We start from the raw sequence: 10,147 nt of genomic DNA on the forward strand, positions 1-10,147 counted from the left end.
CGTCTCGCGCGCCAGGCGGTGGCGCGCGATGGCCGGGCCCCGCTCCACGTTCTGCGTTCCGTGCCGCAGGGCCCGGAAAGGCGACTTGCCGACGATCGGGTTGCGCAGCAGGCGCGCGCGCTCGGGCGTGGCGCGCTTGATCCAGCGGCCGGTCTTCATCAGGCGGGCGTTGATGGCGGCGAAGTCCGTTCCCGGCCCGGTCTGGAACAGGTCGTTGCGCACGGCGGTCAAGGCCCACTGGTGGGGCTGGGCCGCGTCCACCTCGCCCGCCATGCGCGCCGCCGCGCAGGCGACGGCCTTGCCGGTCAGCGTGTCCAGGGCCGATTCGCTGGCCAGGATGGCAGCAGGATCACCCCGCTCCGCGTGCTGTGGGGGCATCGCCGTTGCGGCCTTGAGCAGCAGCGTGAAGTCCTGGAGGTGGGCCGCATCCACGGAGCGGGCCACGATGGCCTGGAGCACTTCCAGGCCCGTGGGCGTGCCGGCCAGGGCGGCCGCCACCTGCCACACCGCCCGCCGTGCCGCCAAGGTGGCATCGCTCGGATGGCCCGCATCGGAGCGCCGCGGCGAGCCCGGCAGCGACCGGTCAGGGCCGCCATCCAGCGAAGCCGAGGGCGTGTGATAGACCGAACCCCCTTCCATCGACGAAGCCGATGGCGAGCGCGAACCCGGGGGTGACAAGGGAGCCGGCTCGCCGTCGCCCCCGTGCACGGAGCCTTCGGGCGTGTAGAAGACCGAGGCGGCATCATCGTCCGGCGCACCCGCCCGTTGCTGCCAGGCCGCGGCGATTTCCTGCTGCGGATCGAAATCCTGCAGGCGCTCCAGCGCGTCCAGCGCCAGCCGTGCGTCGCCGCCCGTCCCGGCGGCCAGGGCTTCGGCCAGGATCACGGTGGGCGCGCCAGGAAGCCCCGGAATCGGTGCCATGCGCGAAAAATCCAGGTGATTCAGCCCATGGACCAGGCCCTCCGTCACGCCGAAACCCCGCCGGCCCGATCCGAACAGCGCCTTCGCCAGTTCGGAACCGTCGGGATCGGCCTGCGCCATCGCATCGAGCAGCACATGGGTGGCTTGGGGCAGGGCGGCAGCGGCCTGCGCGGCCGCCGGGACGTTGGCGTGGCCAGCGGCCTCATTCCTGTCCGGCAGAACGCCACGCGGCGGCAAGGTCGATGCTGCGGCGCTGGAGCGGCGACGCGCCGGGCCGTCCAGGGGCGGCCGCACCGCGGTACTGGGGATCGATGGGGTCTGCTGTGTCTGGCCCACGGGCGTGTCAACGCTGAAGCGGGCCAGACCGAAGCGGTTCGAGAGTTTGGAGAGCAAAGACATGCGAGCCATCGTCTTGCCTCGCCTGCCGGCTTTTTTTTGGAAGTGCCGAAGCACCCGCCCGGGAAGCGAAACCACCACCTGGGGAAAACCCGCATATCGATATACGGAAAACGTTGGCGATCCAGGCTCAGCCGCGCTTCAGACGGACCCGTCCCGCGTTTTACCAGGCACCACTGACAATGCCGCCACGTCGCCGTGACCATCTGTCGTGAAGCCGTGGTAGCTGGGGCGCTGCGTCAGCCCTTGTTCGGCCCGGATCGTGTTTTCCGAGGGCTCGGCGCCGGCATGGGCGCCAACGCCGACCGTGCGCAGTTCTGAGGGCAGCAGTGAACGGAAGATCGTCGATTGGCTGACAGGATGCAGGTAAACGGTTTCGTCGGCGGTGCGCGCGGGCTGGATGCCGTGCAGGCTGTCCCGGGCATGAATCAACTCATGTGCCAGCGTGGCGACGTAGTCTGCGGGGCTGGGCTCGCCGTCGCCGGACTCCGGCGTGGGGTACCGCCATGCGACCTCGGGGTCTGTGTAGACCCACACTTCATCCGCACCGGGCGTCTCGCGACCAGGCAAAGGGACCGCCGCCACGAACGGCATGAAGGCACTGGCCCCGGGCCGCTCGCTCAGGTAGGTGTCGATGTCCGAAGGGTTGTGCAAGCCGACACGTTCCTGCGTGGTGTCGTCACGCCGGAACGACCGCGCATGCACTTTGCCATTCTGGGCAGGGGTCAGAACCACCCGCTTGCGCGGAGCCATCGCGGTGATGGCCTCGATCTGCCGCAGCAGCGCACGGCCCGAATCCCGCGAGGCCAGTTGCTGCAGCGCGGACTCGTTGCGCCGCACGAACTCGGCGCCCTGCAGCGCGGGGCCGCTTCCATCTCGGGACGCCCTCTCCGATGTGCGGATGAATACGCCAGGAAAGGCACTCGGCTGGATGGGCATGGCTCCGGCTCGCTCAAAAAAAAGAAAATTGAAACACCACGGGGTGATACCGGTCACCACGGATGCGAACGCGCCGCCGGAATACCGAACCCGGCTCTGCCCGCCTTTCCTCCGCCTTCCTCCCGCCCTTCGACCGTGCCTGCAGGGGATCCGCCCGCCAGGCACCACTGTGGAGCCCCTCCCGCAGCATGCACCGCATTGGTTCATGCCAGCGCCGCCCCACCGGGGTCAGCGCCTGGAACCGGGCATCGATCTTGCTGATCGGGATGCCATCGACCGACATGACCGGAGCCCTGATGCACAAACGTTCCCTTTTGAAAGCCGGGGTGGCCCTGGCCGCCGCCAGCGCGTTCACCCTGGCCCAGGCCCAGACCTTGACGCCCATCAAGTTCCAGCTCGACTGGCGCTTCGAAGGGCCGGCCGCGTTCTTCCTGCTGCCCACGGCCAAGGGCTACTTCAAGGAGGCCGGGCTGAACGTGACGGTGGACGCGGGCAACGGCTCCGGCGGCGCCGTGCAGCGCGTGGCCTCGGGCACCTACGACATGGGCTTCGCCGACCTGGCCGCGGTGATGGAATTCCACGCCAACAACCCCGACGCGCAGAACAAGCCCGTGGCCGTCATGATGGTCTACAACAACACGCCGGCCTCGGTCATGGCGCTCAAGAAGAGCGGCATCGCCAAGCCCGCCGACCTGGCCGGCAAGAAGCTGGGTGCCCCGGTGTTCGACGCCGGCCGCCGCGCCTTCCCCATCTTCGCCAAGGCCAACGGCATCGGCAACGTGCAATGGACCGCCATGGACCCGCCGCTGCGCGAGACCATGCTGGTGCGCGGCGACGTGGACGCCATCACCGGCTTCACCTTCACCTCGCTGCTGAACCTGGAGGCGCGCGGCGCCAAGGCCAGCGACGTGGTGGTGCTGCCGTATGCCGACTTCGGCGTGAAGCTGTACGGCAACGTGATCATCGCCAGCCCCAAGCTGGTCAAGGAGAACCCCGAGGCGATCCGCGCCTTCCTCAAGGCCTTCACCAAAGGCGCGAAGGAGGTCATGGCCAACCCGGGCGCCGCCATCGCCTCCGTGAAGGAGCGCGACGGCATCGTGAACGTGGCCCTGGAAACCCGCCGCCTGCAATTGGCCATCGACACCGTGGTCAACAGCGCCGACGCGCGGGCCGAAGGCTTCGGCCAGGCGAAGCCGCAGCGCCTGGCGCTGATGGCCTCGCAGGTGTCCGACGCCTTCAGCACCAAGTCCCGCGTGAACGCCGAGACGGTGTGGAACGGCAGCTTCCTGCCGCCGGCGGCCGAGCTCAACATCCTTCCCAGGAAGTGATGACACCGGGGGCCGGCCCATGGGGGTCAGCCCCCCGGCCCGTCCGGGCCTCCGAGCCCGCCACGCGCCACCCGGCAATTGCTACAAATTTAATAGCAATATGCCCTAGTACCAATTGTGCTGGTGGCCCTTTTCATTCCAAACCCATCTCTCATCCCATGCAGGCCGACGACACCTATTTCGTGGATTTTCGCGATGTCTGGCTCGCCTACAACGAAGAGTTGCTGCGCGCCAACCACTTTGCCGTCGAGGCCATCGACCTGCAGGTGCGCCGCGGCGAGTTCATCGCCATCGTGGGGCCCTCGGGCTGCGGCAAGTCCACCTTCATGAAGCTGGCCACCGGGCTGCGCATGCCGTCGATGGGCAAGATCCGCATCGACGGCCAGCCCGTGACCGGCCCGCTCAAGATCTCGGGCATGGCCTTCCAGGCGCCCTCGCTGCTGCCCTGGCGCACCACCGTCGCCAACGTGCTGCTGCCGCTGGAGATCGTCGAGCCGCACCGCAGCCAGTTCAAGGCCCGCCGCAAGGAATACGAGGCTCGCGCGCGCGCCCTGCTGCAGAAGGTGGGCCTGGCCGGCTACGAAGACAAATTCCCCTGGCAGCTGTCGGGCGGCATGCAGCAGCGTGCCAGCATCTGCCGCGCCCTCATCCACGAGCCCAAGATGCTGCTGCTGGACGAGCCCTTCGGCGCGCTCGACGCCTTCACGCGCGAGGAGCTGTGGTGCATCCTGCGCGACCTGCAGGCCGAGCAGCAGTTCAACGTCATCCTCGTCACGCACGACCTGCGCGAGAGCGTCTTCCTTGCCGACACCGTGTACGTGATGAGCAAGAGCCCCGGCCGCTTCGTGGTCAAGCGCGACATCGAACTGCCGCGCCCGCGCGAGCTGGAACTGACCTACACCAAGGAATTCACCGACATCGTGCTGGAGTTGCGCGGCCACATCGGCGCCCTGCGCAAGACCGGCGGGGAGATCACGCAATGAACGCGCTGCACAAGAAACGGGTGGAGCGCTGGTCGCCCTGGGTTTTGCTGTTCTCGGTGCTGGTGCTGTGGCAGGTGATCTGCTCGGGCCTGGGGGTGTCGGAGTTCATCTTCCCGAGTCCCTGGGCGATCTGGACGCAGTTCGTGGAGTTCAAGTGGATCATCGCGGGCCACGCCTGGCGCACCTTCTGGGTCACCATGGCGGGCTTCGGCATCGCCATCGTGGTCGGGGTGCTGCTGGGCTTCGTCATCGGATCGTCGCGGCTGGCGTATGCCGCCGTCTATCCGCTGATGACCGCCTTCAACGCCCTGCCCAAGGCGGCCTTCGTGCCCATCCTCGTCGTGTGGTTCGGCATCGGCGTGGGGCCGGCCATCCTCACGGCTTTTCTCATCAGCTTCTTTCCGATCATGGTCAACATCGCCACGGGCCTGGCCACGCTGGAGCCCGAACTGGAAGACGTGCTGCGCGTGCTGGGCGCCAAGCGCTGGGACGTGCTCACCAAGGTCGGCCTGCCCCGCTCCCTGCCGTACTTCTACGGCTCGCTCAAGGTGGCGATCACCCTCGCCTTCGTGGGCACCACCGTGTCGGAGATGACCGCCGCCAACGAGGGCATCGGCTACCTGCTGATCTCCGCCGGCTCGTCCATGCAGATGGGCCTGGCCTTCGCCGGCCTGATGGTGGTGGGCGCCATGGCGATGGTGATGTACGAGCTGTTCAGCGTGCTGGAAAAGCACACCACGGGCTGGGCGCACCGGGGGTCGCAAGGGGAGTGAGGCAGCCGGGTCGCAACGGCAGACACCGCCCGCCGTTCCATGGGATCGCGGTTCAGGCCCCCAGGACCGCCGAAGCGCGGGCCGGTGCGTGCAGCGTCACCCGGGCCAGTTGCCAATCAACGAGGCTGAACACCGCCTGCACCACCATCCCCGAGGCCACGCGCCAGTAGTAAGAGCGCAATTCTTCGCTTTCGGAAACCTTTGCGGGAGGGTGCTTTGCCTTCGCGATGGCAATGTCGGGCCGGTCGCCAAAGTGCAGGCCAAAGGGCAGATCGCCACAATAGCCCAACGAGCGCAGGTCGCCCCGGCGTTTGTAGGTGATGGCCGAAACGATCTTTTTGGGCAACGCGTGCGCGTGGCCCAGCGCTTCGGGCAGCTCCTTGAAGTAGATGACGATGCCGTGCGATCTGGCACGTCCATTCATTTCCTCAGGGCAGCCGATGTCCTCATCGATTTCATCATTAAGGCCCAGACCAGCGAGAAAATCCTGAACCTCCGGCGCATCCGAGGAGCGCCCCAGCTGTGGCAGACCCGGCAGGGAGGCATCGGTATCGGGAGCAACCTCCAACATCCGCGGGTTCAGCATGACATCGTCGAAAACGTTCTTGCGACGGATGTGAACATGGGCCAGTGGCGGGTCTTGCTCCTTCTCCGGGAACCCGAAATTCAGCACCCAATCGCCCAAGGCGAACAGATCGGTGGAGGTTTCGTAAACGGATCGGCGGGCCAGCGGCGGCCCCAATGCCGCATAGGCGGGATCCGATCTGCGGGTGTGCATGCCCACGTCCCGGAAAACCACGCCCTCGAAGCCCTGGTAGATCTGAACGCCTTTGGCAAAGAACGCGATCTGCGCCAGAACGAACGGGGCTTCAACACCGCAAGGGGTGCGATGGACCAGATCATGGTCTTCGCGCGGCTGGAAGATCAGGCAAAACCCATGGCGCTCGGACTGGACCACCAGGGACTCCTTGGACCGGCGTGCCAGTTCGTATTCCACATCCGTGTCGCCATCGTCTTGCACCGCGCCTTCGTCTTCCAACTGGGCCAGGGTCATGGGGCGGTCATGGATGCGCTTGTGAACGAGAAACGCCTCCAGCCGAGGGTCTTCGCAAGAGCAGCCCAGGCATTCGACCAACGCCAGGACGTCGCCGGTGAGATCCGCCACTCCGGGTTCCACGCCGACGCCCTCAGGCACACAGGCCGTGCTTGCGCTTGCCGTTCGTCGGAACACCCACCTGCAAAAAACGCAATGTTTCCGCGTCGAACGCCACCGTCCAGACAAGGCCGTCCACAAAGTAGCTGTCGTTGTCCGGCAGGCGCCTTTTCAAGGTTTTCAGTTTGCGTTCGACCTCGCTGCGAGAATCCGTGGCAAGCAGGCCGTGAGGCAGGGGGCCCGTGTAGACGCCGTTGTCCTGGCCCTTGCCAGACAGCATGATTTCCAGCTGGTAGAAGACAAAAGTGCCTTCGCTTTTCTGCGCGATGCCCTCGTCTTCCGCATCGATTTCAAAGGACATGGAAAGGCCCTCGCCCGGAACCGCGATGAGGGTGTCGAGCGACTTCCCGATTTTTGGCCGCTTCTTCAAACCGGCGGCCGTCAGATATTCGTCGAAGGGCTTGTAGATACTGCTGTGCCCCAAAAAATCGATCAGTTCGATGGCATTCATGATGTCGCTTTCACTACGTTGTCGATGGCGTCCTGGATGTATTTGTCCCAGTCCATGTTCCTCAGCTCTTCGGCCGCTCTGTCATAAGCCTCTTTGCACCCGTGATCTTTCCCTTCCATCGCCTTCGAGATTTTTTCGGTGTTTCTTCTCACCGCGTCCTTCAAATTCGCCGCGTCTTTCTTGACGGTTTCCGGGGAATTCTTATGCCGCCAAGTATCCCCTTCGGCATGGATGTCCGGTGGTATCGCGATAGTGGGCGCCTGGTTTCGCACCGCGTTCCTGATCTTCTGCGCCTGGGCGTCATCGATGACCATACCGCCTTCACGCAGGTCTTTGATTTTCCGTTCTGCGGCCCGCTCCAGCGCGGCCCCTGAAGGCGTGTGATCTTTCTCCAGCCCACTGCCTTTGAGCGACTTCTTGTCGTTATAAGGCACCTTCTTGCCGCAATCCTTGTGCTTCTTGGGCTTACCCTTGTCTTTGCCGCCCCCATTGCCCTCCGCTTTCTTCGCGGCAGCTTCCTCTGCCTCCTTGGCCTCTCTCTTGGCCAACGCCTCCTCCGCCTCGCGGGCGGTCTTCTTGCCCAACGCCTCGGCCGCGGCGCCCACGGCTTTCTTGCCGTATTTGGCGCCCGTGGCAGCCATGCCGGCGCCAGGAATCATGGCGGCGGCGCTGATCGCCGCGTTGACCTTGTCACCTTCGGCCAGATAGATCAGCGCATTGGCGCCGTCCGCGATCTCGCCGGCCCCCGGGATCAGTCCGACGACGTCCAGCCCGGTGTGCACCACGTCGCTGCCCCAGCGGCTCCACCAACTCTTCTCGGTCTCGGTGGGCTTGATGGGCGGAGCACTGTTGCCGTGCGGATTGGGGGCGGTGTCCGGCACCACGATGCCCGTGGTGTTGCCGATCGGCCCCGGCGCGGGGTAGTCGTTGGGCTTGATGCGCGCGTTGCGCGTTTCGGCCTCTGGCGGCCTGGGTCTTTTAGGCGCCATGGGGGGTTACGGCTTCTTCCAGTTCATCCACATCTTGTCGGCGGTGCGCACGATGGCGCGGCCGTTGACGTACACGCTCTTGCTGTGGTCGATGTCATGGCTGATGAAGACGTTGGTCTGGCTGACCACACCCTTGCCCTGGCCGGGTTCGTCGCCCATCACGTTGTCCACGTAGCTCTGGTTGTGCAGGTATACGGGCTTGCCTTGCAGGAAGACGTTGGGCGAGCAGTGCTGGCTTTGGTCCAGCTGGTGCGTGATGGGGTACGGCACGGGCACGCCGTTCTTGCTGGGCGTCAGGCACACGTCGGGCGCGAGCGAGACGACTCGGAAACGCCCGTCTTTGGCGACGATGTTTTCATTGGCCACGGCCGGCCCCCTGTGCATTCCGGCGGGCCTGCGCCGCCTTCTGCATGGCCTCGTCGAGGTGTACACCAGTGCCTGCAGGCCAGGTGCCCAGTTCCAGTTGCCGCACATCGGCCTTGGCGCTGACGACTGCGCGGCGCACGATGCTGAGCGTGCCCGCCTCCAGGTCGAGGATCACGGTGTCGATGTGCATCGGCGCGAACATCAGCACGCCGACCTTCAGCCGCACCAGCAGCTGCAGGTCCTGCCGGGGCAGCCAGAATCGGTAGGGGCCGGCATGCCGTGCCGCCGCGGTGAAGTGCGCGAGCACCACTTCCTCGCCGCCCTGCGGATAGTCGATCTGCTGGTCTTCCGGCGCGCAGTTCCAATAGCGGTAGTCGTGGTCGAGCGGGCTCCTGGGCCACTGGGTCTGCTTCCAGCGCTCGTCGTGCGTGCCGGCCAGGGCCACGCGAGGGCTCCACCAGCGGCCCACCGGCCCGAGGCCGACCACCGGGTAGTCGGATTGGCCGGTATAGGGCTGCTGGAAGTCTTCGATCTGCGGCGCACGCCGAACGTCTTCGGTCCGCTGGGCCTCTGGCGGGGCAATCGCTGCACTGCAGCGCCCCTGCAATTGCGCCAGCGCCTCGTTGGCCTGCGGCACCGCCGTGGGCAGGCGCCCGCAGCCGATGGGGTTGGGCCCATGGAAAGGCGGCAGCGCTGCGTGCGCCTGGCTGGCGAGATGCCGCTGTGCGTCGGTCACTCCGCTGCCCGGCGCGCTGTCGATGAAGCCCTGCAGCAACCGCTCCTGGCGGATGAGGTGCGGCCCGCCGAATGCCAGCTCGTAGCCGATGCGCACCCGGTCCGTGGGCTCCGGCTCCGTCAACTGCAGCGCTCCCAGCGCCGCGACGGATCGCACGAAGCGGCGCGGGCCGGTCACCTGAAAGGTCTTCTCGATGGCATCGCCGAAACGAAAGCCCACCGGCCAGCGGGCCAGTGCCTTGCCATCCGGCGCGTGCGCGGTGGCATTGACCACCAGCACGTCGCACCGGGGCTTGAAAGGCGCGTAGTCGCTCTCCTGCAGCAGGCTGGTTTCGTTGACCTCGCCCTGGAACTGGTCGGCCTGGCACAGCGGCAGTTGCCGCTCCGGCGGCAGCAGCACGGGCTCCATGCGCCCGTCCTTCTCCTGCAGTTGCAGCAGGGAGTAGGAGATGCGGGTCACCATCACATGGAAGATGTCCCCATGCGGGTCCACATGCTGGAAGTACTGGCTCGGCCAGGGCGTGTGGTTGATGACTTCCGGAACGCCCGCGGCGTCGATGGGGCTGGGCAGGGCGTGGGATGGGAGCGCCATGGCGTCAACTCAATTCAGGTCGATGCGCTTGGAATCGAGGCCGATGTGCTTGGACCCCACCAGATCGATCTCCTTGCCGTTGACGGTGATCTGGCCGCCCTTTTCCATTCTGAGCACCGAGGCGCCGCACACCAGTTCGATGGAGTCGCCCGCCTCGATCCGGATCACCTTACCGGTGGTCTGGCTCCAGTTCTCACCCACCTTCGTCGTCTGGCTTTGCCCCACGGTGACCGAGCGCCCCATCAGCACGTTGGTGCTCTGCGTCAGCCCCACGTTGACTACCATGCCGCGCCCACGTTCACGTTGTAGGCCGCGCCGATGTTCATCATCTTGGCCAGCCCCACGTTCTGCAGGTAGGCCAGGCCGACGGTCTCGGTCTTGAAGCTGCCGACCTTGATCGACCAGTTGTTGCCGATCTTGTCCTTTTCGTTGCGGCCGATGGTCTTGCTGCGGTTCTTGCC

The 10,147-nt window shown here is 66.0% G+C and carries 11 protein-coding genes and 1 pseudogene; 3 read left to right on the top strand and 9 right to left on the bottom strand.

Annotation, left to right across the window (positions count from 1 at the left end; all coding sequences use genetic code 11):
* Positions 1-1,320, bottom strand: a pseudogene (locus tag AC27KI_RS13995) (hypothetical protein); the annotation flags it as partial.
* A gap of 138 nt (positions 1,321-1,458) precedes the next feature.
* Positions 1,459-2,316: a M91 family zinc metallopeptidase gene (locus AC27KI_RS14000; RefSeq protein ID WP_487114341.1), complete on the bottom strand. Its 858-nt coding sequence runs from the start codon at positions 2,314-2,316 to the stop codon at positions 1,459-1,461.
* A gap of 236 nt (positions 2,317-2,552) precedes the next feature.
* Between AC27KI_RS14000 and AC27KI_RS14005 the strand changes: the two genes are divergently transcribed.
* The 3 genes from AC27KI_RS14005 (at position 2,553) to AC27KI_RS14015 (ending at position 5,340) form a co-directional block, all read left to right on the top strand.
* Positions 2,553-3,584, top strand: coding sequence for an ABC transporter substrate-binding protein (locus AC27KI_RS14005; protein ID WP_487114343.1), 1,032 nt, complete (start codon positions 2,553-2,555; stop codon positions 3,582-3,584).
* Between the two features lie 158 nt (positions 3,585-3,742).
* Positions 3,743-4,567: an ABC transporter ATP-binding protein gene (locus tag AC27KI_RS14010; RefSeq protein ID WP_284407760.1), complete on the top strand. Its 825-nt coding sequence runs from the start codon at positions 3,743-3,745 to the stop codon at positions 4,565-4,567.
* Entirely contained in the window at positions 4,564-5,340 is a 777-nt protein-coding gene (locus AC27KI_RS14015) for an ABC transporter permease (protein WP_284407761.1), read from the top strand. The genes AC27KI_RS14010 and AC27KI_RS14015 overlap by 4 nt, the downstream gene beginning before the upstream one ends.
* A gap of 52 nt (positions 5,341-5,392) precedes the next feature.
* On the opposite strand, the gene AC27KI_RS14020 is transcribed toward AC27KI_RS14015, so the two are convergent.
* The 7 genes from AC27KI_RS14020 to AC27KI_RS14050 form a co-directional block, all read right to left on the bottom strand.
* Positions 5,393-6,505 carry a hypothetical protein gene (locus AC27KI_RS14020; protein ID WP_487114346.1) on the bottom strand — a complete coding sequence of 371 codons (1,113 nt, stop codon included), beginning with the start codon at positions 6,503-6,505 and terminating at the stop codon, positions 5,393-5,395.
* A gap of 22 nt (positions 6,506-6,527) precedes the next feature.
* Positions 6,528-7,004 (bottom strand): hypothetical protein, encoded by a 477-nt coding sequence (locus tag AC27KI_RS14025; protein WP_284429990.1) that lies wholly within the window; start codon positions 7,002-7,004, stop codon positions 6,528-6,530.
* Positions 7,001-7,993, bottom strand: a complete 993-nt coding sequence (locus AC27KI_RS14030; RefSeq protein ID WP_487090181.1) for a hypothetical protein — start codon at positions 7,991-7,993, stop codon at positions 7,001-7,003. Before AC27KI_RS14030 ends, AC27KI_RS14025 begins: the two co-directional genes overlap by 4 nt.
* Positions 7,994-7,999: 6 nt before the next feature.
* Positions 8,000-8,359 carry a DUF4150 domain-containing protein gene (locus AC27KI_RS14035; RefSeq protein WP_228316159.1) on the bottom strand — a complete coding sequence of 120 codons (360 nt, stop codon included), beginning with the start codon at positions 8,357-8,359 and terminating at the stop codon, positions 8,000-8,002.
* A complete protein-coding gene (locus tag AC27KI_RS14040; protein ID WP_487114348.1) occupies positions 8,349-9,686 on the bottom strand; it encodes a DUF2169 family type VI secretion system accessory protein in 1,338 nt (445 codons plus the stop codon). Before AC27KI_RS14040 ends, AC27KI_RS14035 begins: the two co-directional genes overlap by 11 nt.
* A 9-nt stretch (positions 9,687-9,695) precedes the next feature.
* On the bottom strand, positions 9,696-9,971 hold the full coding sequence (locus tag AC27KI_RS14045) for a hypothetical protein (protein WP_487114350.1): 276 nt from the start codon (positions 9,969-9,971) through the stop codon (positions 9,696-9,698).
* Positions 9,965-10,147: bacteriophage T4 gp5 trimerisation domain-containing protein (locus AC27KI_RS14050; protein ID WP_487114352.1), on the bottom strand; the 183-nt coding region annotated here is incomplete at its 5' end. The genes AC27KI_RS14045 and AC27KI_RS14050, both read right to left, overlap by 7 nt.

The organism is Acidovorax sp. KPB24-03, from assembly GCF_057546605.1.